Annotated in this window: 28 protein-coding genes; 11 read left to right on the top strand and 17 right to left on the bottom strand. The window is 63.1% G+C overall.

Annotation, left to right across the window (positions count from 1 at the left end):
* Positions 1–83 precede the first annotated feature (83 nt).
* The 4 genes from KJY40_RS12515 to KJY40_RS12530 all read left to right on the top strand — a co-directional run bounded on the left by KJY40_RS12515 (position 84) and on the right by KJY40_RS12530 (position 2,489).
* Positions 84–473 (top strand): hypothetical protein, encoded by a 390-nt coding sequence (locus tag KJY40_RS12515; protein ID WP_230737175.1) that lies wholly within the window; start codon positions 84–86, stop codon positions 471–473.
* Positions 474–488: 15 nt separating this feature from the next.
* A complete protein-coding gene (locus tag KJY40_RS12520) occupies positions 489–911 on the top strand; it encodes an HD domain-containing protein (protein WP_064382327.1) in 423 nt (140 codons plus the stop codon).
* Between the two features lie 39 nt (positions 912–950).
* Positions 951–1,970: an AbrB family transcriptional regulator gene (locus KJY40_RS12525; protein WP_230737176.1), complete on the top strand. Its 1,020-nt coding sequence runs from the start codon at positions 951–953 to the stop codon at positions 1,968–1,970.
* A 78-nt stretch (positions 1,971–2,048) separates the two neighbouring features.
* A complete protein-coding gene (locus KJY40_RS12530) occupies positions 2,049–2,489 on the top strand; it encodes a YMGG-like glycine zipper-containing protein (RefSeq protein WP_007957067.1) in 441 nt (146 codons plus the stop codon).
* Here the strand turns inward: KJY40_RS12530 and KJY40_RS12535 are convergent.
* Genes KJY40_RS12535 through KJY40_RS12545 form a run of 3 tightly spaced genes read right to left on the bottom strand, consistent with a single transcriptional unit; the run spans position 2,474 to position 6,144 of the window.
* Positions 2,474–3,511: a DUF2955 domain-containing protein gene (locus KJY40_RS12535; protein ID WP_230737177.1), complete on the bottom strand. Its 1,038-nt coding sequence runs from the start codon at positions 3,509–3,511 to the stop codon at positions 2,474–2,476. The two genes, KJY40_RS12530 and KJY40_RS12535, sit on opposite strands and share 16 nt — an antisense overlap.
* Entirely contained in the window at positions 3,501–4,598 is a 1,098-nt protein-coding gene (locus KJY40_RS12540; protein WP_230737178.1) for an HlyD family secretion protein, read from the bottom strand. The genes KJY40_RS12535 and KJY40_RS12540 overlap by 11 nt, the downstream gene beginning before the upstream one ends.
* Complete coding sequence (locus KJY40_RS12545; RefSeq protein ID WP_230737179.1) at positions 4,591–6,144, bottom strand: TolC family protein; 1,554 nt, start codon at positions 6,142–6,144, stop codon at positions 4,591–4,593. The genes KJY40_RS12540 and KJY40_RS12545 overlap by 8 nt, the downstream gene beginning before the upstream one ends.
* A 130-nt stretch (positions 6,145–6,274) precedes the next feature.
* Here KJY40_RS12545 and KJY40_RS12550 point away from each other — a divergent pair, with 130 nt between their 5' ends.
* Together KJY40_RS12550 and KJY40_RS12555 are read left to right on the top strand one after the other, a co-directional pair.
* Positions 6,275–6,790: a transporter suffix domain-containing protein gene (locus KJY40_RS12550; protein WP_207985755.1), complete on the top strand. Its 516-nt coding sequence runs from the start codon at positions 6,275–6,277 to the stop codon at positions 6,788–6,790.
* A 256-nt stretch (positions 6,791–7,046) separates the two neighbouring features.
* Entirely contained in the window at positions 7,047–7,832 is a 786-nt protein-coding gene (locus KJY40_RS12555; protein ID WP_230737180.1) for a DeoR/GlpR family DNA-binding transcription regulator, read from the top strand.
* Between the two features lie 91 nt (positions 7,833–7,923).
* Here the strand turns inward: KJY40_RS12555 and KJY40_RS12560 are convergent, their stop codons facing one another.
* The 8 genes from KJY40_RS12560 to KJY40_RS12595 form a co-directional block, all read right to left on the bottom strand.
* Positions 7,924–9,207 carry an NAD(P)/FAD-dependent oxidoreductase gene (locus tag KJY40_RS12560; protein ID WP_230737181.1) on the bottom strand — a complete coding sequence of 428 codons (1,284 nt, stop codon included), beginning with the start codon at positions 9,205–9,207 and terminating at the stop codon, positions 7,924–7,926.
* 144 nt (positions 9,208–9,351) lie between these two features.
* On the bottom strand, positions 9,352–10,716 hold the full coding sequence (locus KJY40_RS12565) for a glutamine synthetase family protein (protein ID WP_230737182.1): 1,365 nt from the start codon (positions 10,714–10,716) through the stop codon (positions 9,352–9,354).
* Positions 10,717–11,140: 424 nt separating this feature from the next.
* The gene (gene chrA, locus KJY40_RS12570; protein ID WP_230737183.1) at positions 11,141–12,487 is read right to left on the bottom strand and encodes a chromate efflux transporter; all 1,347 of its coding nucleotides are present in this window, start codon (positions 12,485–12,487) and stop codon (positions 11,141–11,143) included.
* A 71-nt stretch (positions 12,488–12,558) separates the two neighbouring features.
* Complete coding sequence (gene moaE / locus KJY40_RS12575; RefSeq protein WP_230737184.1) at positions 12,559–13,020, bottom strand: molybdopterin synthase catalytic subunit MoaE; 462 nt, start codon at positions 13,018–13,020, stop codon at positions 12,559–12,561.
* Between the two features lie 3 nt (positions 13,021–13,023).
* The gene (locus KJY40_RS12580) at positions 13,024–13,275 is read right to left on the bottom strand and encodes a MoaD/ThiS family protein (protein ID WP_230737185.1); all 252 of its coding nucleotides are present in this window, start codon (positions 13,273–13,275) and stop codon (positions 13,024–13,026) included.
* Complete coding sequence (gene moaC / locus KJY40_RS12585) at positions 13,272–13,757, bottom strand: cyclic pyranopterin monophosphate synthase MoaC (RefSeq protein ID WP_039770876.1); 486 nt, start codon at positions 13,755–13,757, stop codon at positions 13,272–13,274. The genes KJY40_RS12580 and moaC overlap by 4 nt, the downstream gene beginning before the upstream one ends.
* Positions 13,754–14,596 carry a formate dehydrogenase accessory sulfurtransferase FdhD gene (gene fdhD / locus KJY40_RS12590; RefSeq protein WP_230737186.1) on the bottom strand — a complete coding sequence of 281 codons (843 nt, stop codon included), beginning with the start codon at positions 14,594–14,596 and terminating at the stop codon, positions 13,754–13,756. The genes moaC and fdhD overlap by 4 nt, the downstream gene beginning before the upstream one ends.
* Positions 14,597–14,704: 108 nt before the next feature.
* Positions 14,705–15,604: a LysR family transcriptional regulator gene (locus KJY40_RS12595; RefSeq protein WP_230737187.1), complete on the bottom strand. Its 900-nt coding sequence runs from the start codon at positions 15,602–15,604 to the stop codon at positions 14,705–14,707.
* Positions 15,605–15,902: 298 nt separating this feature from the next.
* Between KJY40_RS12595 and moaB the strand changes: the two genes are divergently transcribed.
* Both moaB and KJY40_RS12605 read left to right on the top strand, forming a co-directional pair.
* Entirely contained in the window at positions 15,903–16,442 is a 540-nt protein-coding gene (gene moaB / locus KJY40_RS12600) for a molybdenum cofactor biosynthesis protein B (protein ID WP_230737188.1), read from the top strand.
* A complete protein-coding gene (locus tag KJY40_RS12605; protein ID WP_230737680.1) occupies positions 16,439–17,644 on the top strand; it encodes a molybdopterin molybdotransferase MoeA in 1,206 nt (401 codons plus the stop codon). The genes moaB and KJY40_RS12605 overlap by 4 nt, the downstream gene beginning before the upstream one ends.
* A 6-nt stretch (positions 17,645–17,650) precedes the next feature.
* On the opposite strand, the gene KJY40_RS12610 is transcribed toward KJY40_RS12605, so the two are convergent.
* The 5 genes from KJY40_RS12610 to KJY40_RS12630 all read right to left on the bottom strand — a co-directional run bounded on the left by KJY40_RS12610 (position 17,651) and on the right by KJY40_RS12630 (position 21,648).
* Entirely contained in the window at positions 17,651–18,448 is a 798-nt protein-coding gene (locus tag KJY40_RS12610) for a MipA/OmpV family protein (protein ID WP_230737189.1), read from the bottom strand.
* 101 nt (positions 18,449–18,549) lie between these two features.
* Positions 18,550–19,038 (bottom strand): GFA family protein, encoded by a 489-nt coding sequence (locus KJY40_RS12615; RefSeq protein ID WP_230737190.1) that lies wholly within the window; start codon positions 19,036–19,038, stop codon positions 18,550–18,552.
* 85 nt (positions 19,039–19,123) lie between these two features.
* Positions 19,124–19,741 carry a DNA-3-methyladenine glycosylase family protein gene (locus tag KJY40_RS12620; protein ID WP_230737192.1) on the bottom strand — a complete coding sequence of 206 codons (618 nt, stop codon included), beginning with the start codon at positions 19,739–19,741 and terminating at the stop codon, positions 19,124–19,126.
* 3 nt (positions 19,742–19,744) lie between these two features.
* The gene (locus KJY40_RS12625) at positions 19,745–20,542 is read right to left on the bottom strand and encodes an isocitrate lyase/PEP mutase family protein (RefSeq protein WP_230737194.1); all 798 of its coding nucleotides are present in this window, start codon (positions 20,540–20,542) and stop codon (positions 19,745–19,747) included.
* A 23-nt stretch (positions 20,543–20,565) separates the two neighbouring features.
* Complete coding sequence (locus KJY40_RS12630) at positions 20,566–21,648, bottom strand: bifunctional transcriptional activator/DNA repair enzyme AdaA (RefSeq protein ID WP_230737196.1); 1,083 nt, start codon at positions 21,646–21,648, stop codon at positions 20,566–20,568.
* Positions 21,649–21,757: 109 nt separating this feature from the next.
* Here KJY40_RS12630 and KJY40_RS12635 point away from each other — a divergent pair, with 109 nt between their 5' ends.
* Positions 21,758–22,171 carry a VOC family protein gene (locus tag KJY40_RS12635; protein WP_230737198.1) on the top strand — a complete coding sequence of 138 codons (414 nt, stop codon included), beginning with the start codon at positions 21,758–21,760 and terminating at the stop codon, positions 22,169–22,171.
* Here KJY40_RS12635 and KJY40_RS12640 read toward each other — a convergent pair.
* Positions 22,168–22,788, bottom strand: a complete 621-nt coding sequence (locus KJY40_RS12640; RefSeq protein WP_230737200.1) for a LysE family translocator — start codon at positions 22,786–22,788, stop codon at positions 22,168–22,170. The two genes, KJY40_RS12635 and KJY40_RS12640, sit on opposite strands and share 4 nt — an antisense overlap.
* Positions 22,789–23,062: 274 nt before the next feature.
* On the opposite strand from KJY40_RS12640, the gene KJY40_RS12645 reads away from it, so the two are divergent.
* Positions 23,063–23,668: a biliverdin-producing heme oxygenase gene (locus KJY40_RS12645; RefSeq protein WP_230737202.1), complete on the top strand. Its 606-nt coding sequence runs from the start codon at positions 23,063–23,065 to the stop codon at positions 23,666–23,668.
* Entirely contained in the window at positions 23,665–25,902 is a 2,238-nt protein-coding gene (locus tag KJY40_RS12650; protein ID WP_230737204.1) for an ATP-binding protein, read from the top strand. The genes KJY40_RS12645 and KJY40_RS12650 overlap by 4 nt, the downstream gene beginning before the upstream one ends.
* Positions 25,903–25,910 lie beyond the last annotated feature (8 nt).

A 25,910-nucleotide genomic window follows, 5' to 3' on the forward strand; every position in this document is an offset into this window, starting at 1 on the left:
CATCACCAAAGGTTCCCCCCATCAGCACCACGTCGTAGACTGCGAAACAAGTTGTAACGCCTCTCCCACGGACGGAACCGCGCATGATTCACATCGGCAGCCGCAACAACGCCCCCACGCCACAGCATAAAACCCAGGACATCTACCTCTTCAGCATCGACCTGTCCCGCCCGGCGACGCCGTTCTGCTTCGAGCAATCGATTGGCGGCGGGCATGTCGAGCAGGGCGGTGCGCGGTGGTTGGCGCTGGATGAGCTGGATGGCTGGCCCGGTGAATGGCGTGAGCATTTGAAGAAGGCCGGATGTGCCTGGGTGGCCGAGTTGCTGGATGCTCATCCGAGGGAGAGCCAGGCTGATCTGGTCTCGCTGATCCTCCAGCGGTACGCCGAGCCGGCGCAGCCAACCGGGCGTTTGCAGGCGATTGGGCGCTGGTTCAAGCGTCACTTCTATATTGGCGGCCGGTACGGCGTCTGACCCGAGGAAACCCCCATGACTCAGACTCTGGAACGCGCCATCGCGATTGCCGCCACGGCCCACGCGGGGCAGGTGGACAAGGGAGGTGCGCCGTATATTTTGCATCCGCTGAAGGTCATGTTGCGCATGAGCAGCCTGGAAGAGCGCATCGTCGCGGTGCTGCACGATGTGGTCGAGGACTGCGGCATCAGCCTGGAGGATTTGCGCAAGGAAGGCTTCAGCGAAGCCGTTTTGTCCGCCATCGAATCGGTGACCAAAGTGCCCGGCGAATCCTACGAGGACTTCGTCGAGCGCGCGGCGCAGAACCCGATCGGGCGGGTGGTGAAACTGGCGGATCTGGAAGAAAACAGCGACCTGTCGCGGATTGCCTCGCCGAGCTGGGAGGATCTGGAGCGGATCGAAAAATATCGGCGGGCGATTGGACGGTTGCGCGCCTGACCTAACTGAAAAGCACATTGAATAGCCAGGAAGGCGACCATGAAATCCATTCTGTGTTTGTTGATTGCTGCCGGCTTCGGCGCGCTGTTGCAGTTCGAAGGCGTGCCCCACGGTTTGCTCTTGGGCTCGATTCTTGTGACGGCACTGGTCGTCACCAAATTCAAATTCGCGCCAGCGACGCCCTATGGCCTGGGCTACATCCAGGTCACGCTGGGCATTGCCACCGGGCTGATGTTCGAAGCGTGGGACAGCGCGACCGTTTCGACGATGTTGCCGAGCCTTGGCGTGTTGCTGCTGTGCCTGGCAGTGCAAGTCGCGCTGGCCGCGTGGTGGCTGTCGCGCGGGGCGGGGTGGAATCGCACGGATGCCTTGCTGGCGGTGTATCCGGGCGCGCTGGCGGCGGTGTTCGATTTGCTGGAATCGCATCAGGCGTCGAGCAAGGTGATCATCGTGCACTTGATGCGGCTGCTGCTGATCACGGTGCTGGTGAGTTTGCTGATTCCCGGAACGGCACCGGTTGACGTGGCCGAGGTCGAGCCGCTGTCGACGGGCATGGCATTGACCGTGCTGTCGGTGATCGGCTTGAGCGTGGTGGTCGGGCGTTTGCTGCTGGCCGTTGGCGTGCCGGCGCCGTTCATGTTGACGGCAATCATCATCACCGCCGTGTTTGTGAAATCAGGGTGGCTGAAGGGCTTTCACATGCCGGACTGGAGTCTGAATCTGGCGGCGCTGATTCTCGGAGTACGGATCGGCTCGCGATTCCAGGGATTGGGCCTCGCGGAACTTGGACGTCATGGTCGCACGGCATTGGTGTCGGTCGGTTTGATGATTCTGGTCGCGGCGGTTTTTGCATTGGCAGCTGCGCGATTGCTGGGCAGCGATGCGTTGTCGCTGTGGCTTGCCTACATGCCGGGGGCGATTGAAACCATCGCAATCGTGGCGTTCGCCGGCGGGCTGAATGTGGTGTTTATCCTCACTCACCATCTGGCGCGGATGGTGGTGTTGCACTTCGCGCCGGCGTTGCTGGTGCAGGTGCGGCGGGTGCGGGAGGACGCTTGAACACGGGCATTGCGCCCCGTGAACTACACTCCAAGATTACCCCGCCCCACAGGCAACCCCGCCGCGTCGGAGGTCATCATGTTCCGCCATTCACTGTTCATCGCAGCGTGCCTGTGCGCCACACAGGCCAGCGCTGAATCGGTCGTCCCGCTCAAGGGCCAGACTTCCCAGCAAACCCAGATCGACATCAACGACTGCCACTCCATCGCGTCCACCTCAACCACCTCGACACCCCAGGCCGGCGGTCGGTTGAAGGGCGCTGCTGTGGGTGCCGCTGCCGGTGCCACCGCCGCTGAAGTGCGCGGCCGTCAGCACGACGAGTTTTACGAAGCTGTGGACGATGACCGCAAGCAGGATTACCGCCAGAACCGAGCCAAAGAGACGGCTGCCGCCGGTGCGGTGGTTGGCGGTGCGCGGCAGCGGCAGGATCGGCGCGAGCAGCGGCGGACCGATGCTTCGGCCAGTTCAAGCGCCTACACCGGTTGTCTGCAAGGGCGGGGTTATCAGGTCACGCCCTGACGGTTTTCCCGGTGCGCGACGAGCAGGTGCATCATCACGCCGCTGTAGAGCGTCACCAGAATGAACAACCCCATGCGCACCGCGAAGGCGGTGTAGACGTCTTTGCCCGCCGCGCTGTCCTCAACGGACTGGCCAAGCAGGATGATCATGGTGATCAGGGTGTTGAGCCAGAACCCCGGCGTCAGTTGCGTCGGGTGCAACCGATAGAGTTTGCGCGCTACAAACAACGCGAACAGCAGCATCCACAGAAAGAACATCCACAGGTGCACGAACAGGCTCAACGCGCACCAGAACAGCACCGCCAGCAACCCGCCGAGCAAGGTTGAACCGAGTAGTTCGCGCCCAGCATGGTGGGTGCGAGTGGTGGTGCTTTGCTGGCCGAGGCTGACGGCTTTGAGGATGATCGGCAGGTAGCTCGCCGGGTCGATCAGCACCAGCAGGAAGGTCGGCAGCACGATCAGCGTTGCGCGTATCGCTACGCGGGGCACGTCTTCGGCGGGCAGGGCGGGGGCGGGTGGTGGCGCGGGGCTGTTGGCCGGTTCCGGGAACAGGAGGTGGCTCAGGCCGACGATGACGACGGCCAGCAACAGGCCTTTGACCAGCGCGCCGATCACCGCCATCGCCAGCTCGAATGAGGCAAAACCGGCGGCGGAAATCATGGTCATGCCGATCACCAGAAACGTCATGATCAGCACGTTGCCGCCGCGCAAGCCGTAGGTGAACACCAGAAACAGACCGACACTGATCAGCAGTACGCCGCACACCGGGTAATAGCGCAGCAGCGGCACCAGCAATAGGCCGAGACTGGTGGTAAACGCGGCGACCAATGTCAGCACCAGCGCCATTTTGACTGGCAACGGTCGAGGCATGCTGGCCAACAGCAACACCGCGAGCACCGGCGACAGAAACGACAGCGGCAAGGCGAGGCCGTAACTCGCGGCGGTGCACAACGCCGTGCCGCAGGCCAGGCGCAAGGCCCGTTGCGCCGGGACGCTGCGCTCAATAGGCCGCTCAGTAGGCATAGCTCAGCCAGCTCATCAACCAGACAAACACCCGCCCGAGTGGATTGAGCAGATTGCCTTCGCTGGGAAATGCCATGACTTCCGCCTGCCCGCCGGCGCGAATCGAACGGCTCTCGAACAGGCGCTTTTTCGCCTCTTCGCTGAACTCGATGATCACCGGAAAACGCTGCGCCGGACGCAGCCAGTCGCGGCTGTTCTGGATCGTCGGCAGGGTGCCGGGCGGCGGCGTCTGGCCGACGCTGACGCCATAACCGATGCTGCGCACCCGGCCGTCGAGCACTTCGCCGGGCAGGGCGTCGAGGATGATCGACACCGGCGTGCCGGGCTTGATTCGGCCGAGATTGTTTTCGGTGAGGTCGGCGCTGACCCACACGTCCTGGATCGTGATCAGCGTCATCACCGGACTGCCGGCAGCGGCGAACTGGCCGACGTCGGTGCGCAGGTCGGTGATCAGGCCCGCCGAACGCGCGCCGATGCGAGTGTTGGCCAGATCCAGTTCGGCCTTGGCCAGTGTGGCGGCGGCGCTGAGCAGTTTGGCGTTGGTGTCGGTGTTGCCGCCTTCCTGCTCCTGCGCGCGCAGCACTTCGGCCTTGGCGGCGGCGACCTTGCTGACCGCTGCTTCGTGGTTGGCCCGGGACACTTCCAGAAGCCGTACGGACACCGTGCCCGGATCCTCTTTATACAAGCCTTCAAGCCTTCGATTGTCCTGGCGCGCCTTGAGTTCGTTGGCTTGCGCGGCCCGCAATGACGCCTGGGCCGACGCGATGCCGGCGGTGCTGGCGCCGACCGTGCGCCGGGTGTTTTCCAGATCGGCGCGGGCCCGGTCGACTGCGATTTGCAGCGGCTGCGGATCGAGCTCGAAGAGGATGTCGCCGGCCTGCACGTCCTGATTGTTGCGAACGTTGACCTTGATCACCCGGCCCGCGACTTCCGCCGCCACCGGGATCACGAATGCGCCGACCCGCGCCTGCTGGGTGTAAGGCGTAAAGCGGTCGGCCAGCAGGTACCAGACCAGGCTCAGCACAATCACCAGCAGCACCCAGCGGATGCTTTTTTTCGCCGGATCCGGCGGCGCTTCATCACTCATGGCGGTCTACCTGCGAGGGAATCGGATAGGTCGGTTGGGGTGGCGGGGCGGTCAGCAGTTCGCCCCAGTCGGTGCGTTGCTGCATCTGCTGCCGGGTCGCTGGATCGATCTGCGGCCCGGCGCTTTGCCAGCCGCCGCCAACGGCGCGGTACAAAGCGATCAGATTGCTCACGGCGTTGCTGCGGCTCACCAGATAGTTGTCCTGTAGCTCCAGCAACGCGCGCTGGGCGTCGAGCACCCGCTGAAAGTCTGAATAACCTTCGCGATATTGGGTGTTGGCCAGCACCAGCGAACGCCGCGCCGCGCCTTCGGCCTCGCCGAGAATGCGCTCGCGTTCCAGCGCTTTGGTCAGGCCGCTGGCGGCGTCGTCGGCTTCGCGGGCAGCCTGGCGAACTTTGTCGCGATAGGCTTCGATCAGTTGCTGCAAGCGCGCATCCTGCACGCGGATGTTGTTGTGGATGCGGCCGTAGTCGAACAGGTTCCAGCGCAGGCTCGGGCCGCCGATCAGGTCGAGGCTGCGCGGGGTGGTGCCGAGGGTGTCGCTGGACCAGACGATGCTGCCGAGCAAGGTCAGCGAGGGGTACAGATCCGTTTCAGCCACGCCAACCAGCGCCGATTGTGCGGCCACATTCAGTTCCGCCGCGCGCACATCGGGACGGCGCAGCAGCAGGTTGGCCGGGACATCCTGCAACACGGCGCGATCCACCAGCGGAATCAGCCCCGGTTGTTCAGCCAGGAACGCCGCGCCGCCGGGCGGCTGGCCGACCAGCACCGCCAGCGCGTTGCGGGTGCGCAGCAATTGGTCTTCGAACGCCGGAATGCTGCTCAGGGTGCCGAGGTATTGGGTTCTGGCCTGTTGCAAATCGAGTTCGGCGGTCTGGCCGCTGCGAAAGAGTTTTTCGGTGATCTCGAAATTGCGTTTTTGCTGGGCGGCGTTTTCCCGGGCGACCCGCAGTCGGGCTTCGGTGGTACGCAGGGCAAAGTAGGTGTCGGCCACTTGAGCGCGCAGCAGCACGAGGGCGTCTTCGTAGTTGGCCTGGGCGGCGAAGTAGCTGGCGTCGGCGGATTCGATGGCGCGGCTGAAGCGACCCCAGAAGTCCAGCTCCCAGCCGACATCGAACGCGGCGCTGTGCTGCCAGAAGTGCAAGTCCTGCGGGTTGTTGCCGCCTGACTGATGACGGTCGATGTACAGGCTGTCGGCGCTGGCCTGTTGCAGTTGCGGGTAGCGACCGCTGTCGGCGATGCCCAGTTGCGCCCGGGCTTCGAGGACCCGCAGGCCGGCGATCTTCAGGCTGCTGTTGCGGGCTTCGGCGTCACTGATCAAACGGTCGAGGATAGGATCGGCAAACACCTGCCACCACTGGCGCAGGTCCGGCAGCGTGCCGCGTTCGCTGGCCTGTTCCAGCGCCGGACTTTGCCATTGCTTGCTCCAGTCCTCCGCCGGTGGCTGGAAATCCGGGCCCAGCCGCAGGCAGCCGCCAAGGCTCAGCACACCAAGCAGCAACAGGTGGCCGGGTCGGATCAACAGGACTGGCGTTGCGGGCATACCGGACGGCCCCAGCGGGAAATGTCACTGGAGCATAGACCGCAGATTGCGGGTTGATCGAAGCAATCAGCTGCTACGCTTTTTCAGGCGAACTCCCCTGAACCGCCCCCGACGAAAAAGGTAGGAAGCCATGGACACTGCTCAAGAACCACTTGCCCCCACCAGCGCCAGCTGGCGTTTCAAGGTCGGCGTGGCAATCATCTGCCTGATGCTCGGTTCGTGGCTGATGGTGCCGATTGCCGCCGCCCTCGATGTGCCGGGCTCGAAAGTCGCGGCGCTGACCGGGGTGTTGTTCATCAGCAATAAAGTGCTGTTGCTGCTGGTGATCGCGGTAATGGGCAAGGCCGGCTTCGCCGAACTCAAGCGCACGATCGGTCACTATATTTCCGGCGTGATTCCGACCCCGGTGGCCGAAGTCAGCCCGATGCGCCACAAGATCGGCGTGGTGATGTTCTGCCTGCCGCTGCTGTCGTCCTTCCTGGAACCGTATTTCGACAACTTCTTCCCGGGCGTACGGCCCAACCTGTGGCAGATGCAGGCGCTGGGCGACTTGATGTTCGTCGGCAGCTTTTTCGTGCTGGGCGGCAATTTCTGGGACAAGGTGCATGCGTTGTTCGTGCGCAAGGCGCGGGTGGTGACGGAATGATCGCCTTTTGATCAGGCGTGCACGAGCGCGATGGCAAACGATACGACGACCATGCAGGCGAAAGCGAAATTGAGGTTCATGGGGTGTTCATCCTGGTCCTTTTGAAAGTGGGGCCATTCTGCCGGGGTCGGGTCAAAAGAAAAAATTCGGCTTCGTGATTCCAATGATCGAAGCCATTGATACCGGCGTTGTGTTTGCAGGTTTGCCTGGTTAAGCTCGAGCAAACCTGCAATTAAAAGCACAAACAGGCAAAACCATGCACGATCATTCCGCTTCCGAGCTTCCCTCCCTGCGCCGGCAGAAAATCCTTCTGATCCTCGAACGTGACGGCAAGGTCATGGCGTCCGAGTTGAGCCAGCATTTTGCGGTGTCGGAAGACACCATCCGCCGCGATCTGGCCGAGCTGGATAACGCCGGGCTGGTGCAGCGGGTGCACGGCGGCGCGCTGCCGAGGCCCAAGGACACCGGCAAGGATTACTTCACCCGGCTGGACGAGATCGACGAGGTGAAGATTCGTCTGGCGCAACTGGCAGCGCAGCAGGTACGGAATGGGCAAACAGTGATGTTCGACTCCGGTTCCACCTCGTTGCAGGTGGCGCGCTCGTTGCCCAGGGACATCAGCCTCACGGCCGTCACGGCCTCACCGATGACGGCGATCGCGTTGTCCGAATACCCGGGCATCAAAGTGATTCTGGCGGGCGGGCAGTTGAACCCGAAAACCCTGTCGGCTGGCGGTCATGAGGCGCTGCGGCTGTTGTCGGGGATCAAGGCGGATCTGGCGATCACCGGGGTCTGTGCGATTCATCCGGAGGTGGGCATCACCTCGCTGCATTTCGATGAAGTGCCGGTCAAGCAGGCGTTGCTCGACTGTGCGGCGCGAGTGATTGCCGTGACCACGGCGGACAAGCTCGGGGCGGTGGAGCCATTTGTGGTGGCGCCGTGCGAGCGTCTGCACACGCTGATCACCGAGCGGCATGTGGCGTCGGGGAGTGTCGAGGATTATCGGCGGTTGGGGATTGAGGTGGAGCAGTTGTCCGGCTGAGGTGTTGTGGTGAAGCTGATGGCCCCATCGCTGGCAAGTCGAAGAGGCCAGTCGATCCAATGCATAAACTGGCACGCGGTCGAGGAATCAATCAGCGCAGTTTTTCCAGCATCTGGTAGTACCACATGCCCGCCGCGAGCATCGGATTCCCCAGCAGATCCCCCATCGGCACGCGAATGTGCGAGCACGCGGCAAACGTGTCGAACTGCTGCATCTGCCCGGTGATCGCCCGGCTCATGATCTCGCCCATGATGTGGGTCGTGGCGATGCCGTGGCCCGAGTAACCCTGGCAATACCAGACGTTGTCCGAGAGCTTGCCCAGTTGCGGGATGCGGTTGATGACGATGCCCATCGCGCAGCTCCACTGGTAATCGATCTTCACCCCTTTGAGCGCCGGGAAGGTCTGTTCGATGCACGGGCGCAGTTCGCCGGCGATGTCCCGTGAGTCCTTGCCGCTGTAGTTGGCGCCGCCGCCGAACAGCAGGCGGCCGTCGGCGGTGAGGCGGTAGTAGTCGAGGACGAAGCGGCAGTCGTAAACGGCGAGGTCTTCAGGGTTGATCTGCTTTGCCAGATCACCCAATGGTTCGGTGGTGACGATGCCGCCCATGGCCGGGAAGATCTTGCCCTTGAGCTGGCCCGGTTCGAGCTTGTGGTAGACGTCGCCGGCCAGCAGCACCTGATTGGCGTCGATCCGGCCGTGGGCGGTGCGCACGCCGGGGCTGTCGCCGTGAATGATCTCCAGCACTTCACTGTTTTCGAAGATCAGCGCGCCGAGGCTTTCCGCCGCCCGCGCTTCACCGATGCACAGGTTGAGGGGATGCAAATGCATGTTGCGGGTGTTCTTGATCGCGCCGTGATAGAGCTCGCTTTGCAGCAGATCGCGCACCTGGCTGCGGTCGAGCAGGCTGACTTCATCGCCCATGCCGCGACGCACGGCTTCGTCGTAGTCGCTGCGCAAACCGGCCATGTGGCTCGGCTTGTACGCTGCGTGCAAATGGCCGTGCTTGAGGTCGCAATCGATCGCGTATTTCTCGACCCGTTGCTGGATGATTTCGTGCCCGCGCCAGCGCAGGTGCCAGATGAAGTCGTCGACCTCATCACCCAAGGTGTTGCGCATCTGTTTGCGCATCGCGCCGTCGCCGGACAGGCTGCCGGTGACCTGCCCGCCATTGCGCCCGGTGGCGCCCCAGCCGATCTTGTGGCTTTCGACGATGGCGACTTTCAGGCCTTTCTCGGCCAGCTCGACGGCTGTGGCGACGCCGGTGAAACCGCCGCCGATGATCACCACATCGACCTTGTGCCGGCCTTGCAGGGTCGGGTAGTCGGTGTCGCGGTTGAGGGTTGCGGTGTAGTAGGAATTGCTGCGTTCAGTCATTTCAGTGTCCAGATTCGGAAGTCGGTGCACGGACCCTGTGGGAGCGGGCTTGCTCGCGAAAGCGATGTGTCAGTCACCTGAAGTGTTGAATGTGACGACGCCTTCGCGGGCAAGCCCGCTCCCACAAGGGGGCGGAGTGATTAATCAGGCTTCGGTCAGGTACCAGCGCCAGTCCTGTTCGCCCACTTCGGCCATGAACTGCCGGTATTCCGCACGTTTCACCGCCAGATACACCCCGAGAAATTCCCGCCCCAGCGCATCTCGCGCCCACACCGAATTTTCCAGCGCCGTGAGCGAGGTCAGCCAGTCGGTCGGCAGCAATTCTTTCGCCTGCGCATAACCGTTGCCTTCCACCGGTTCGCCCGGATCGATGTCTTCTTTTATCCCGCGATGGATCCCCGCCAGGATCGCCGCCGCTGCCAGATACGGGTTGGCATCGGCGCCGCAGATGCGGTGTTCGATGTGCCGGGTGTTGGCCGGGCCGCCGGGTACGCGCAGGCTGACGGTGCGGTTGTCGACGCCCCAGGTCGGCGCCAGTGGCGCATAACTGTTGGCCTGGAAACGACGGTAGGAGTTGGCGTTGGGGCAGAACAGCAGCAGCGAATCGAGCAACGAGGCGAGCATCCCGCCAATCGCCGTGCGCAGCAGCGGGGTGCCCGCCGGATCTTCGGAGGCAAACAGATTGCGCCCCTCGGCATCGGCGAGGCTGACGTGCATGTGCATGCCGGTGCCGGCCAGGTGATCGAACGGCTTGGCCATGAACGTCGCCTGCATCCCGTGTTTGTGCGCCACGGCTTTGACCAGCCGTTTGTAGCGCACAGCCTGGTCCATCGCCTCCAGCGCATCGCCGTGTTCGAGGGTGATTTCCACCTGGCCCGGCGCGTATTCCGAGATCGCCGTGCGTGCCGGAATGCCGTGCAGTTTGCAGGCGCTGTACAGGTCGGCGAGGAACGGTTCGATCTGCTCCAGCTCACGCAAACCGTAGACCTGCGTGTGTCTCGGTCGACCGCCGTCGGCATCCAGTGCCGGTTGCGGGCGACCGTTGTGATCGCGTTTGGCGTCGAGCAGGTAGAACTCCAGCTCGCAGGCCATCACCGGGTGGTAACCCTCGGCTTTCAAGCGGTCGATGACCTTGATCAACAGGTGACGCGGGTCGGCAATGCTCGCCGGCATGCCTTGTTCCGGGTGCATGCTGACCTGCACCGCAGCCGTCGGAATCTGCCGCCACGGCAGGCGCACCAGACTGCCTTCCAGCGGATAGGCGCGGCAGTCGATATCGCCGACGTCCCACACCAGACCGGAGTTTTCCACGTCTTCGCCATGTACGGTCAGGCCGAGAATGGTGCTCGGCAGCGGGCGGCCGCTTTCGTATACGGCGAGCAGTTCCTCGCGGTGCAACAACTTGCCGCGCGGCACGCCGTTGGCGTCGAGGATGAACAGCTCGATCATGTCGATGTCGGGGTTCTGTTCGAGAAAGCTACGGGCGTCTTCAATGGCTGCGAATTTCATAATCAATCACTCACGATGGCGCCGCACAGGCGCGCAGATTCGGGCCGGACGCAGCTCGGCAAAAGGCGCGGGCGTCCTGGCAGGGATATCGAAAAAAGAGGGGGAGCTGTCGCGATTTTTACCGGCGCGATCAGACAGGCAGGCAGATATCCGGCGGGCGTGCGGAGTGACGCAGCTTGGAACGGCTCAGGGCCATGGGGAGATTGACGATGCGATTCATGCGCGACCCCTGTGAAGGAGGGCGCACGGTGCAGAGACGTTCAACGATTCTGATTGTTGTAGTGACGTGCTCATGACGCGTGTTTCCGTTGGCGGAAAACGTCGGCGGCGGGAGAGTCCCGCCATGCCGGTGTGGCTGGATAGTAAGGGGGAATCCCCGGATAAGTAAACGCCTGATTCCGCAAGCGGTGGCGTGCCCCCCGGTTCAGCGCAGCAGGTAAAACCCCAGCCCGACGAGGGCGCAAACGATCAACACCTCGATCACGCCGCGCTTGAAATAGAACAGGGCGAGGGCGGCCATGAGGGCCAGCACGATCGAGAAAACATCGGGCTGCCCGGTAAAACCGTTAGGCCAGAACACATGGTAAGCAAAGAAACACGCCAGATTGAGGATCACCCCGACCACGGCTGCGGTGATCGCGGTCAGCGGTGCGGTGAACTTCAGTTCGTTGTGCGTCGACTCCACCAATGGCCCGCCGGCGAGGATGAACAGGAACGAGGGCAGGAAGGTGAACCAGGTCACCAGCGTCGCGGCCAATGCACCGGCGGCGAATGCGTGTTCCGGGCCGAATGTCGGTTGCATGTAAGCGCCGACGAACCCGACAAACGCCACCACCATGATCAGCGGCCCCGGCGTGGTTTCGCCCAGCGCCAGGCCGTCGATCATCTGCGTTGGCGTCAGCCAGCCGTAATGCCCGACCGCGCCTTGATACACGTAAGGCAGCACAGCGTAAGCGCCGCCAAAGGTGAGCAGCGCCGCTTTGGTGAAGAACCAGCCCATCTGCGTGAAGGTCCCGTTCCAGCCGAACAGCGCCGTCAGCAGCGCCATCGGCAGACTCCACAGCAACGCACCGATCAGCACCAGACGCAGCAGCCTCGGCAGGCTGAACCGCGCATGCTCGGGTGGCGGTGTGTCGTCATCGATCAGGGCCGGGCCGAAGGACTTTTCGCTGCCGCGATGGCCTCCATTGCTGAAGCGCTGCGGCGCCCAGCGTCCACCGAAATAGCCGATCAATGCCGCGCCGAGCACGATCAGCGGGAACGGTACGTTGAATGCAAAAATCGCCACGAACGCCACCCCGGCAATTGCCCACAGCCAGCTGTTCTTCAACGCTCGCGAACCGATGCGATGGGCCGCGTGCAGCACAATCGCGGTTACCGCCGGTTTGATCCCGTAAAACACACCGGCTACCGCCGGCACGTCGCCAAATGCAATATAAATCCAGGAAAGAGCGATCAGGATCAGCAGCGACGGCAACACAAACAGCGCACCGGCCAGCACGCCGCCACGGGTGCGGTGCAGCAGCCAGCCGATGTAGGTCGCCAGTTGCTGGGCCTCGGGGCCGGGGAGCAACATGCAGTAGTTGAGCGCATGCAGGAAGCGCCGCTCGGAGATCCAGCGCCGGCGCTCCACCAGTTCCTGATGCATGATCGCGATCTGCCCGGCGGGGCCGCCGAAGCCGATGCAGCCGAGTTTGAGCCAGAAGGGCCAGGCCTGGCGCAGGCTGACAGGCTCTGGACGGGACAAATCCTCAGGAGGCGTTTTGCTCAAGTGCGGCTCCACGTTCGAATCGGCGGGAGTCGCTATCTAATCAGGCTTTTGTTGCATTCGACAGTACCCGGTCAGGCATGCGCCAGACTCCAGCGAAACGCCGCATTCTGATCACACTCCCGCGCCTCGACCCAATGCGAACCCTCCTGCGTAGTTTCACGCTTCCAGAACGGCGCACGGGTCTTCAGCACGTCCATGATGAACGCGCAGGCCTCGAACGCCGCATGCCGATGCTTGCTGCTGACGCCAACGAACACGATCGGCTCGGTCACCGACAGCGCGCCGACCCGATGCACAATCTCCACCGCCATCAGCGGCCAACGCTCGCGAGCCTGTTCGGCTATCTGCTCCAGAGCCTTTTCGGTCATGCCCGGATAGTGCTCCAAAAACAGCTCGGTCACCGACTGCCCGACGTTCAGATCCCGCACATAACCAATGAAATTCACCACCGCGCCCACCCGTGGATTGCGCGCATGCAGGTCGGCAATCAACTGACCGGCATCGAAGCCTTTACGCTGGACTCGAACACCCATACCTCAACCCCCCGTGACCGGTGGGAAAAACGCAATCTCGTCGAAATCCTCGATCACCTGATCCGGTTGGCACAGCTCCTGATTCACCGCGCACATCAGGTTGCCGGCACCGAGCACTTCACGCCAGACATCGCCGCGCTGCATCAGCATCTGCCGCACGTCTTCGACACAAGCGAGGGCGTCGCTGGCCGGGATCTTTTCACCGCCCAGATTGAGCCGGTCACGGTAGCTGGCGAAGTAGTTGATCAGAATCATTGCGGGTTCTCCCATTGAAAGTGGCCGGAGCGGCCGCCCTGTTTGCTCAGCAGGCGGATGTCGCCGATGACCATCGCCCGGTCCACGGCTTTGCACATGTCATAGATCGTCAAAGCGGCGACGCTGGCGGCGGTCAGGGCTTCGAGTTCGACGCCGGTCTGGCCGGTGAGGCGGCAGGTGCTGGTGATCTGTACGCGGTCCGGTTCGCAGGCCTTGAGCTCGACGTGGATCGAGCTGAGCAGCAGTGCATGACACAGCGGAATCAACTCATGGGTGCGCTTGGCCGCCTGAATCCCGGCGATCCGCGCGACGGCGAACACGTCGCCCTTGGGGTGGCCGTTGGACTGGATCATTTGCAGGGTTTCCGGGCGCATCTGCACCCAGGCTTGCGCGGTGGCTTCACGACGCGTCGCGGCTTTGTCGCTGACGTCGACCATGTTGGCGCGGCCCTGATCGTCGAGGTGGGTGAGGGTGTTGCTCATGCGGTGGGCTCCTGGATCGGGCTGTAGATTCGCGGGGCGTTGCGGTGCGGGACGTGGATCAGGTTCAAGCGGTGCTTGAGCGCCCAGCGCACGGTCAGCGCGGTGGGGGCGGACAGGCTGACGAGGGTGCCGAGGCGGGCGCGCACGGCTTTGTGGATCAGTTCGAGGCTGCAACGGCTGGTGACCACGACGAAGCCCTGACGCGCATCGAGGCCTTCGAACTGCAGTGCGCCGATCAGCTTGTCGAGGGCGTTGTGGCGGCCGATGTCTTCGCGGCACAGCAGTGCTTCGCCGTCGGCGTCGAAGTACAACGCCGCGTGCAGGGCGCCGCTGCTGCGGGCCAGTTGCTGGGCCTGTTCGATGCGTTGGCGGATACCGTCGAAATGCGCAGCCGGTGGAAGCGGGGTCGGGGTCAGGATCTCCAGTTGTGGCAGCGCCTGCTCAAGGGCTTCCACGCCGCAGAGGCCGCAACCGCTGGTGCCCGCCATCTGCCGGCGATGATCTTTCAGGGCCCAGAACGCACGGCTGGAAATCTGCACGTCGGCCTGGCAAGCCTGGTCGAAATGGGTCAGGCGGATGTCGTGGATATCGTCGAGGCGGTCGACAATGGCGTTGCTCAGGCTGAAGCCGCGAATGAAGTCTTCGATGTTGCCTGGCGAGACCATCATCACGGCTTGATTCAAGCCGTTGTAGCTGATGGCTAGCGCGATTTCGGCTGCCAGCACCGCGTGGGACACCGGCGCGTCGTCGAGGTATTCGCGATAAGGCACTTGCGCCGGTTGTGGCGCGGGGGCGTTGGCGTCGCCCGGTTCGATGAGTTGTTCAACTTGGCACAGCATCTTGAAAATCCCCGAAGCGCTGAAGTGGAGTCAGGCTACGGGGCAGGGAAAAGTGCGTCCAATCGCTTGTTTCGATGCAGTGATTGGCTTGGTCGATCACTGAAGGCGTTAATCGGCAGGCGCCTCGATCCCGAACATCTTGCGCGCCTCGGCAAAACACTTCTCGGCAATCGCCGAGCGCGGTTCGGTCTTGCGCATCACCAGCCCCAGCGGCGCGAGCACGCTGGCATCCGGCAAATTGATGAAAGCCAAGTGCTCGATCGGCTCCTCCAGCCCGCTGTCCAGCGGCATGATCGAGCAGCAGAAACCCTGGTGAATCGCTTGCAGCAGTTGATAGGTCGAGTCGCTTTCCATGATCGGCTGTGGATTGAGCCCGCGACTGCGGAAACTCAGGTCGATGGATTTGCGGTAGTGCATGCCGGTGGTGATCATCCCCAGCGGCAGTTCGGCGGCGTCCTCCCAGCTCATTTCCGGGCCTTCGAAATGGAAGTGGCGGGTGTCGTAGAGCAGGCCGACGCGGGTTTCGCCGATCTCGAAAAACTCGAAATAGTTCGGGTTGACGTGGTCCAGATAACACACGCCCAGGTCCAGCTGATTGTTGCCCAGGCCCTCGATGATCTCGTCCGAACTCAGCGACGACAGGCTGTATTTCAGCTCCGGGTAAGTCCCGGACAAACCCTGAATGTAATTGACCGGATTGAAGTTGCTCAGCGGCACCAGCCCCAGCCGCAGGCTACCGACCAGTTGCCCGCGGCAGGCTGCGGCTTCGGCGAACAACCCGTCGTGGGCCGCCAGCAGTGTGCGGGCCCAGGCCAGTACGCGCTCGCCGGCCTGGGTGAAACCTTCGAAGCGCTGGCCGCGATTGACCAGCACCAGATCCAGCTCGTCTTCCAGATTGCGCAGGCGCATCGACAGGGTCGGCTGGGTGATGTGGCAGCGCGCGGCGGCCTGGCCGAAGTGGCGGGTTTCGTCCAGCGCGATCAGGAACTTGAGTTGTTTGATGTCCACGACGGCACCTGCTCGATAAGGAATTTTGATTGAGTATTGACGCAGATGCGTACGGCGCACGGAAAGCGCTGCAAGCGACGATCCCACCGAGGGCTTTTTTCGTCCAATCGGCAGTGTCTAAGAGCCTATCGAGGATTTCGATGACCCCCGGTTTCATTGAGCCGGACAGCGCTCGAGGGGCTGAAAAAAATCACCGATAGAGCAGGTCGATAGTGTGGTTGGCCAGAGTGATTAGACAGTCCTCGCAAGCGGCACTTAGGCTCGTCATCCATTGAATTGACGACGGCCGGAGAGTGCCATGAGTGTTAAATCGGATGCCTTGTTCGTTCCCCTGAATATTGCCGTGCTGACGGTCAGCGATACCCGCGATTACGCCAGCGACACCTCCGGCCAGTTGCTGGTCAGCCGCTTGCTTGAGGCCGGCCACACCTTGAGCGAACGCAATCTGCTCAAGGACGACCTGTACAAGATCCGCGCCCAGGTCGCGCAGTGGATCGCCGACGAGAACATTCAAGTGGTGCTGATCACCGGCGGCACCGGTTTCACTGGCCGCGACAGCACCCCGGAAGCCGTGGCCTGCCTGCTGGACAAGCAGATCGACGGTTTCGGCGAGCTGTTCCGCGCCATCTCGATTCTCGACATCGGCACCTCGACCGTGCAAAGCCGTGCGCTGGCCGGCCTGTCCAACGGCACGCTGGTGTGCTGCCTGCCGGGTTCCACCGGCGCCTGCCGCACGGCGTGGGAAGGTATCCTCGCCGAACAACTGGATAACCGTCACCGCCCGTGCAACTTCGTCCCGCACCTCAAGCCGGTGCAGGCCTGCGGGCCGCGCGGATGAGCAAGCCGGGGTTGATGCCGGTCGAGGACGCCCTCGACCAACTGCTGGCGATGGCCGATGAACAACGTCTGCCTGACAGCGAATCGGTGCCGCTCAATGAAGCGCGCGGACGCGTGCTGGCCAGCGATCTGGTCGCCACCCTCGATCTGCCGCCGTGGCCGAACAGCGCCATGGACGGCTACGCCTTGAACCTCGCCGACCTGCTTCGCCAGCCGTTGAGCGTGTCGCAGCGGGTCTACGCCGGGCTGGCGCCGGATACGTTGCTGCCCGGTACCTGCGCACGAATCTTCACCGGCGCGCCGTTGCCCAACGGCGCCAATTGCGTGGAAATGCAGGAAAACGTCGAAGTGCTGGAGGACGGCCGCGTCCGTTTCCTGCAACCGCTGAAGGTCGGCCAGAACATCCGCGCCCAGGGCCAGGAGAACCGCGTCGGCGACACCTTGCTGCGCGCCGGCAAACGCCTCGGCCCGTTCGAACTGGCTGTCGCCGCAGGGCAGGGCATGACCCATTTGCCGGTGGTACGTCGTCCGCGCGTGGCATTGCTGTCGACCGGTGATGAGCTGGTGGAACCAGGGCAACCGCTGCGCCCCGGCAGCATCTACAACAGCAACCGCACCTTGCTCGACCACTGGTTGCGCGAACTGGGTTGCGAGGTGATCGACGCCGGGATTCTTCCCGATCGCCCGGCGCAGACCCGGCTCAAACTCGAGCAACTGCAAGTGGCGGCCGACCTGATTCTGACTACCGGCGGTGTGTCTGCCGGTGATGCCGATTGCCTCGGCCATGTGCTGCGCGACAACGGCAAACCGCTGCTGTGGAAACTCGCGATCAAACCCGGCAAACCGTTGACGGTCGGCCATTTCGGCACGGTGCCGGTGATCGGCCTGCCGGGCAATCCGACCTCGGCGCTGGTGACCTTCGGCCTGCTGGCGCGCCCGTACCTGCTGCGTATTCAAGGCGTGGAAGAGGTGATGCCGCTGAGCTTCACGGTCAACGCCGGCTTCGACTGGCCGAAACCCGGCAGCCGTCGCGAATACCTGCGGGTGCGTCTGGAGGGCGGGCAGGCGGCGCTGTACCCGAACCAGAGTTCCGGAGTTCTGCTCGGCGCGACCTGGGCCGACGGGCTGGTGGAAATCCCTGAGAACAGCACCTTGCTGAGGGGCGATCCGCTGCGTTTCATCCCATTCAGCGAGCTGTTCTGAGCGCGATCAAAAGGTGTAGACCACTTGCCCGGCGAGTGAGGTCTGCAACCGACGCTCGACAATCGGGCTGTCGGCCGCTTCTTGGCTCAGGTACTGCACCGCCAGAACGGTCGACACGCTCCATTGTTCATCCAGCGGCAACGACCAGGTCAGGTCTGCGCCGCGACTGACCAACCCGGCCCGGGCCTTGTACGCCCGGAACTGGCTGCGCGAGGCCTGTGCATCGCTGACACCGTACCAGGTGCGCATGTAATTGCTGTCGCCGAACTGGCTGTTGAGGCCGCCGGTAACCTTGCCGTAACGCCCTTCGTAGAACGGCGCGCTGATGCTCAGCTTGAGGCGGTTCCACGATGAGCCGGTGTCATGGTCATCGTCGTCCTTCTCCAGCGCATGCTCGAAACTCGCACCGAGAATGATCGGGCCCATGTGATACGTGCCGTCGAGCCCGATCACCGGGCGCGACTTGATCGAGCCCATGCCGTTGAGCTCGTCCGAGCCTTTGAATCCGGTCTTGCGATCCTTGCGCACGTCGCTGGCGCCGACGTAGACGCTGAGGCCGAAGTCCTCTTCGTCGAAGCCCCAGCCGAGGCCTCGGCTGCTGTCGAGAAACACACCATAGGGGCAGACGATTTCGACCCCCACCAACGGCGCCACCACCCGTTCATCACTGCCGCTGTAACGCGGCGCACTGGCCGCACCGGCGCGCAGGGTGGCGTGCCAGTCTTCGGCGCGCAGCGAATCGCCCGGCAGCAGCAGGCAGAGGGAGGTCAGGGACAGCGAAAATGTGCGTAGCGAAACCGGCATGAGGCACCCGAGGGGGAGGTTGGATGCGCCCATGCTAGTGAGGTGGCGGCCGGCAATCTTTGGCAGCTTTGTCGGGAAACTGTCAAAGACTGTGAAGGCGGCTATCGGGTCAATCCCAGCCGTTCGTGCCATTGCGCGATGGATTCTTCGGGGTAGACCTCGAATTGCTGATCCTTGGCATTCGCCTGCACTTCGACCCACGAAGCCTTGGAGCCAAGCATCAGGTGGGTGTGTTCCGGTGGCACCGGCAACGGCGTGTCGATGGCCGAGGCGAACGGGTGGATCAGCTCCGGCCACTCCGGGCTGAACAGCCACAGACCGCTGCCGCACAGCGAGCAGAAGTGTCGCTCGGCGGTGCTGCTGTGGGCGCGGGCATCGCCTTCGTCTTTCATTTTCGCGTGGTAGATCGTGATGTGTTTGCGCCCGTGCACCTTGAGGCTGGCCGCGTCGCCGCCGAGGTTGATCGCAAAGCCGCCACCGCCCTGGGTCTTGCGGCAGATCGAGCAGTAGCAGCGCTGATAAGGGTAGGGGTGGGCGCTGTCGAGGGTGAATGAAACCGCGCCGCAGTGGCAGGAGCCTTCGAGGTGCATGAGTGGCCTCCGATGTTTTTGTCGATGCGGTTCAGCCTAGAAGAGATGGGGTGAGTGTGCTGCTCGCGATGAGCGATAACGCGTTCTACGGCTTGGCTACCCGCCACAAATACCATGCCGCCACGGTGCGAAACGGGCTCCACGCCAATCCGATGTCAATCATCTGCTTGCGCGTCGGTTGCACCTCCAGCCCCTTCAACCGCCGAAACCCCTCGCGCACCCCAAAGTCATCCGCCGGCAAAATATCCGGCCGCTCCAGGCTGTAGATCAGCAACATCTCTACAGTCCAGCGCCCAACCCCGCGCAGGCTGACCAAGCGCTCGATCAGCGCCTCATCCTCCATCGCCAGCGCGGTCGAGTAATCCGGCACCACACCGTCCAGAGTCGCCTGAGCAATCCCCTGAATCGTCGCAATCTTGCCCGCCGAAAACCCACAACCGCGCAATTGATCGAAATCCGTCGCCAGAATCTGCTCCGGACGCGGAAACGTCTGCCCGGGAAACAACCCCACCAGCCGCCCGACAATCGCATCGCCCGCCTTGGCGTGCAGTTGCTGATAGGCAATCGCCCGCACCAGCGACTCATAGGGATCGCGCGCCGGGTGCGGCTGATGCAGGCAAGGGCCGACCGCAGCAATGTGGCGCTGCCAGTCGGCGTCGAGGCTGGCCAGAAATTCACTGGCCGGTTGATAGGGGGCGGGCATGGCTTACTTCAGCAGACCGTTGACTTCGCCATAGGTGAAGGCCTTGAGATCGTGGGTGTCGAGCTTGCCGCTGGCGAGGAAGCTTTTCACCAGCGAGCCCATGGCTCCATACATGAACTCGGCGATCCCGGAACCGGCGCTCAAGCGGCGCACGCCGAGAGCTACCAACTCTTCGGGTGAGGGCAGGCAAGCGAAGCCCAGGACGTTGACCGGCAACGTCGTCCCCTTGCAGATCGCTTCGATTTCGTAGGCCGACGTCACCCCGGCAGCGAACAAACCATTGGCCCCAGCCGCCTGATACAGCGCCGCGCGGTGCAGGGTTTCGGCGACACGATCCTCGGCCGGCACCAGCCCTTTGAGGTAAACGTCGGTACGGGCGTTGATGAACAGCTTCACATTGCGCTTCTCGGCCACCTGACGCGCGACTTCGATTTTGCGCACCAGCAGTTCCGGCGTGCCGCTGCCGTCTTCGATATTGATCCCGACCGCACCCGCTGCGATCACGGCATCAATCACTTCAGCGACCCGGCCGAGGTCATCGGAATAACCGGCCTCGATGTCCACGCTCAACGGCACCTGGATGACCCGGGCAATCGATTCCACGGTGCTGATCAAACGCTCCAGCGGCAGGGTGTTGCCGTCCGGGTAACCGTGGGCCCAGGCGACAGCGGCGCTGCTGGTGGCGACGGCTTTGCCACCCAGTTGCTCGACCAGCCGCGCACCTGTGGCGTCGGCGACGTTGGTCAGGATCAGCAGGTCATCGTGATGCAACTGGTGAAACTGAGTGTCGAGCGCGTTCATCGAGATCCCTTCTTGTCGGTTGTTCAGAAAGCCAGCTGTTGCGTCAGCTGCACGGCAGCGTTTTCCAGCCTGAGCAGAAACGCCTTGCGCGGTTGCCCACCACCATAGCCGGTCAGCGAGCCGTCCGCACCGATCACCCGATGGCACGGCACCACGATCGACAAGCGATTGTGCCCGTTGGCCAGCCCTACCGCGCGACTGGCGCCGGGTTTACCTAGCCGCGCCGCGATGCTGCCGTAAGTGCTGGTGTGGCCGTAGGGGATTTGCCGCAGCTCGCTCCAGACCTGGCGGGCAAACTCGCTGCCGGGCAGGTGCAGCGGCACGCTGAATTCGCTCAGCTTGCCGGCGAAATACAGCGCCAGCTCATTTTCGATCTGCTGCAAATGCGCGTTGTGCCCCGGTGCAACCACGTAGCCGTAGCGGTTTTGCAATTCTTCGACTTCGCGAGTCAGCGCCGGGCGATCAAGAAACTCCAGCAGCACCAGCCCGCGACACTCGGCCATGGCGATCATCGGCCCCAGCGGCGTGGTCAGGCGGGTGAACAGTAGGGGTTCGCTGGCGGTCGCGCGTCCCGGGGTGATGTGGAAGGACTTCTGAAACGCATCGCGAAAACCGCTGAGGGATTCATAGCCAGAGTCGAACGCCGCGTGGTCGATGGAGGTGCCTTGCTTGATCCCGCCCAACGCCATGCCAAGTCGGCGGGTGCGCAGCCACGCGTGAAAGGTCATGCCGAAATGCTGTTTGAACCAGCGCCGCAACTTCAGCGGTTCGATGCCTTCGGCGAGCAACTGCGCATCGCTCCAGCGCAGCTCAGGATCGGCGTCGACGGCGTTGAGCAGCCGCTGCACCCAGTCCGGTGCGATGGCCGCGGCGTCCAGCGGTTTGCAGCGCAAGCAGGCGCGATAACCGGCGGACAGGCAGTCGTCAGCGTGGGCGAAGAACTCGACGTTTTCCGGTTTCGGCTTGCGCGCCGTGCAGGTCGGGCGGCAAAAGATCCCGGTGGTTTTCACGGCCGTGAAGAACACGCCTTCATAGGCAGTGTCGCTTGCGAGCATGGCGCGAACCATTTCGGCGTGAGGGGGCAGGACAGCGGTCTGTATGTTCATGGGCCGAGGATAAAACCAGTTATTCGATGGCTCCACCGAAAAATCGACAATGAATTTTCGGGCCGCTGCACTACAGTGATCGGGTCGCTACAACTCGGGAAATGAAGGTATGCCACCGTTCACGATTCAACACATCGATCACATCGTGCTGCGCGTCGCCGATCTGCAACGCAGCATTGATTTCTACGACCGGGTCTTCGGTGCCGAAGTGGTCAAGCGCAACGAAAAGTTCGGTCTGGTGCACCTGCGCGCCGGCACGTCGATGATCGATCTGGTCGACCTCGAAGGCGAAATCGGCCGCAAGGGCGGCGCCGCTGCCGGCAGCGAACGGCGCAATGTCGATCACTTCTGCCTGCGCATCGAGCCGTTCGATGAAGCGGCGCTGGTCAGCCATCTGCAAGCCTGCGGCCTGAGCGTCGAAAAAGCCGCCACCCGTTTCGGCGCCGAGGGCTACGGCCTGTCGCTGTACTGCTTCGATCCGGATGGCAATCAGGTCGAACTCAAAGGCCCGTCCGAAGCTTAGGCCCGCTTGGCCATCAGCAACACCGAAGCCGCCGCCGAGAGCAGCCCCGCGCAGCAACGGTTGAAAATCCGTTTGCCGCGCGGCTCGGCGAACCAGCGGCGCATGTGCAGGCCCATGTAGGCGTAGGCGCTGATGGCGATCCATTCCAGCAGCAGGAACAGCACGCCCAGCAGCATGAACTGCGGGGTGATGGCGCGGGTCGGGTCGACGAATTGCGGCAGGAAGGCGGTGAAGATCAGGATTGCCTTGGGATTGCCCGCCGCCACCAAAAACTCCTGACGTGCCAGGGCCAGAAGCCCGCTCGCTGGCGCCGCAACGGCGTCTTCGGCGGCAGGATTGGCCCGCCACAACTGCCACGCGAGATACAACAGATACCCCGCGCCGACAATCTTGATCCCATAGAACAGCAACTCGGACGTTTGCAGCACCACCGCCAGCCCCGCCGCCGCGAGGGCGATCATCCCGGCGAACGCCAGCAGTCGCCCGATCCCGGCCACGCAGGCGCGGCGATAGCCGTAGCGGGTGGCGTTGCTGACCGACAGCAGGTTGTTCGGCCCCGGCGCCATGTTCAAGGCAAAGCAGGCGGGCAGAAACAGGGAGAGGGTGGCGAGATCCATGGTGCGGGCTCCGGTGGCGGGACGGCTATTTTTATCACGCTGGCGGCAGGCCGGAACCGTACAGTCAGGCTGCGGAGTCGCGGTACAGAGATAGCTGGCCATGAATCCGTTCGAACTTTCTTCCGCGCCGTCAACTCTGAAAACGTCACAGGGTGATGAATCCGCCAGAAAAAACCATCTGTCGGGTCAGAAAGGACAATTGCCGTGTAAGCTTTCGCGCAATGCTTTTCCATTCCCCCATGGCCGCAGGCGGCCCACTGTACGAGCGACCTACATGCAAGCAAAGGCCCGCGAGGTTCATGTACCACCGGTGTTGCAGGACCTGCGCGCCGGCACGGCCGAACTGCACATTGCACTGGAAAAACGCCTTCCTTTTTTCTCCGACACCCTTGATCTGCAAGCTTTCGAGCGACTGATGCGCGCCTATTACGGCTTCTATCAGCCACTGGAAAGTGCATTGCAGGACAGCGGCGAGATCCCGGCCGATTTCGATCTGGCTTCACGCCTCAAGGCGCCGACCCTGCAACGCGACCTGCGAGCGCTGGGCGCAAACGGCGGAGAGTTTTCGCTCTGCCGCCAGTTGCCCTCCATCGACTCCGCCGCCGCCTGCCTGGGCGTACTGTACGTGCTGGAAGGCTCCACCCTCGGCGGACAGATCCTGCGCCGGGAAATCGCCACGCGGCTGAGTCTGGGCGCGGACAACGGCGCGGCGTTTCTGGACATCTACGGCGTTGCCACCGGCCGGCGCTGGCGCGATTTCATCGAGTACCTGGGCAGTCGCCCGATGGACGCCGACGAGCGTGAAGCCGTCGTGGCAGCCGCCCACACTACATTCAGCTGTTTCGAGCGCTGGCTCGAAAGCCAGGAGGTTCTGGTATGACCCCGCAAGACAAAGAAGCCTTTGAAGAGTTGCTGGCCAACTGCGCCGACGAGCCGATCCGCTTTCCCGGCGCGATCCAGCCCCACGGTCTGCTGCTGACCCTGAGCGAGCCTGACCTTTCGATCATCCAGATCAGTGCCAACGTCGAGACCTTGCTCGCGCGCCCGGCACAAGAGCTGATCGGCCAGCCGCTGCAAAGCCTGATCGGCGATGCCCATGCCGCGCAGGTTCGCGAGGCCTTGCAGCAGCCGACCCTGTCCGATGCGCCGCCGCTGCACTTTCGCCTCAACGGCACGGCGTTCGAAGGCTTGCTGCACCGGCATCAGGATGTACTGATTCTGGAGCTGGAAATCCACGTCGAGAACTTCCAGCCGCGCAACGTCGCCGGCACCGAAACCCACCTGGGACGGATGCTCGCGCGCCTGCAAAAGGCCCAGAGCCTGCAAGCGCTGTACGACATCAGCGTCAAGGAAATCCAGGCCATGACCGGTTACGACCGGGTGCTGATCTATCGCTTCGAAGAGGAGGGCCACGGTCAGGTCATCGCTGAAGCGTCCGACCCGTCGATGGAAGTCTTCAACGGTCTGTTTTTCCCGGCCTCGGACATCCCCGAGCAGGCCCGCGAGCTGTATCGCACCAACTGGCTGCGGATCATCCCCAATGCCGACTACCAACCGGTGCCGCTGGTGCCCAAGTTGCGCCCGGACACCCAGACCCCGCTGGACCTGAGCTTTGCGACGCTGCGCAGCGTGTCGCCGATCCACTGCCAGTACATGAAGAACATGGGCGTGCTGTCCTCGATGAGCATTTCCCTGCTCAAGGGCGACCGGCTCTGGGGCCTGATCAGTTGCGGCAACCGTCAGCCGCTGCACGTGCCGCACGAATTGCGCACGGCGTGCCAGACCATCGGCCAGGTGCTGTCGTTGCAGATCAGTGCGATGGAAGCGCTGGAGGTCAGCCGTCAACGGGAGGAAAAGGTCGAGGCGCTGGCACTGCTCAATCAGGCGATGATCGACTCGCCACAGAACGTCTTCGATGGCCTGGCCAACCAGCCGCAGGTCCTGATGGCGCTGGCCAATGCCGGCGGCATCGCGATTATCGAAGACAAGCAATTGCACCGTTACGGCAACTGTCCGGAGCCGGAAGACATTCGCGCTCTGCACAAGTGGTTGCAGGAGCGCGGCGAGCCGGTGTTTGCCAGTCATCACCTGGCCAGCGTCTATCCGCCGGCCGCGCAGTATCAGCAGGTCGCCAGCGGCGTACTCGCCATGAGCCTGCCCAAACCGGTGGACAACGGCGTGCTGTGGTTCCGCCCCGAAGTCAAAGAGAACATCAACTGGAGTGGTGATCCGCGCAAACCGCTGGACCTGGAAAACTCCGACGCCGGCCTGCGCCTGCGGCCGCGTACTTCGTTCGAAATCTGGAAGGTCGAGATGGCCGGGATCTCCACCAAGTGGAGCCACGGTGATCTGTTTGCTGCCAACGACCTGCGTCGCTCGGCGCTGGAAAACGACCTGGCCCGTCAGGTACGCCGCGAGCAGGAAGCGGTGCGCGCCCGCGATGAGCTGGTGGCGGTGGTATCCCACGATCTGCGCAACCCGATGACTGTGATCTCGATGCTGTGCGGCATGATGCAGAAGGCCTTCAGCTCAGACGGGCCGCACACTTCGCGGCGCATCTCAACCGCCATCGACACCATGCAACAAGCCGCCGGGCGCATGAACACGCTGCTGGAAGACTTGCTCGACACTTCGAAAATCGATGCCGGGCGCTACACCATCGCGCCGCAGAAACTCGATGTCGCGCAGATGTTCGAAGAGGCGCAGTCGCTGCTGGCGCCGCTGGCGCTGGACAAGGACATCAGCATCTCGTTCGAGGCCGATCCGGATCTGAGCATCCATGCCGACCCCGAGCGGCTGTTCCAGGTGCTGTCGAATCTGGTCGGCAACGCGATCAAATTCACCCCGCGCCTGGGCACGGTCGATGTGTATGCCAAATCGGTCGGTGACGACATCGTCTTCACGGTGCGCGACAGCGGCGAAGGCATCCCCAAGGATCACTTGCCGTATGTATTCGACCGTTACTGGACGGTGAAGGAAGGCAACCCGAACGGCACCGGGCTGGGCCTGTACATCACGCAAGGCATCATCGAGGCCCATGGCGGGCAGATCGTTGCCGAGAGCGAGCCGGGGCAGGGCAGCGAGTTCCGTTTCACCGTGCCTCGGCAGGACTGAAACAACGG

This window comes from Pseudomonas fitomaticsae (assembly GCF_021018765.1).
GTDB lineage: Bacteria > Pseudomonadota > Gammaproteobacteria > Pseudomonadales > Pseudomonadaceae > Aquipseudomonas > Aquipseudomonas fitomaticsae.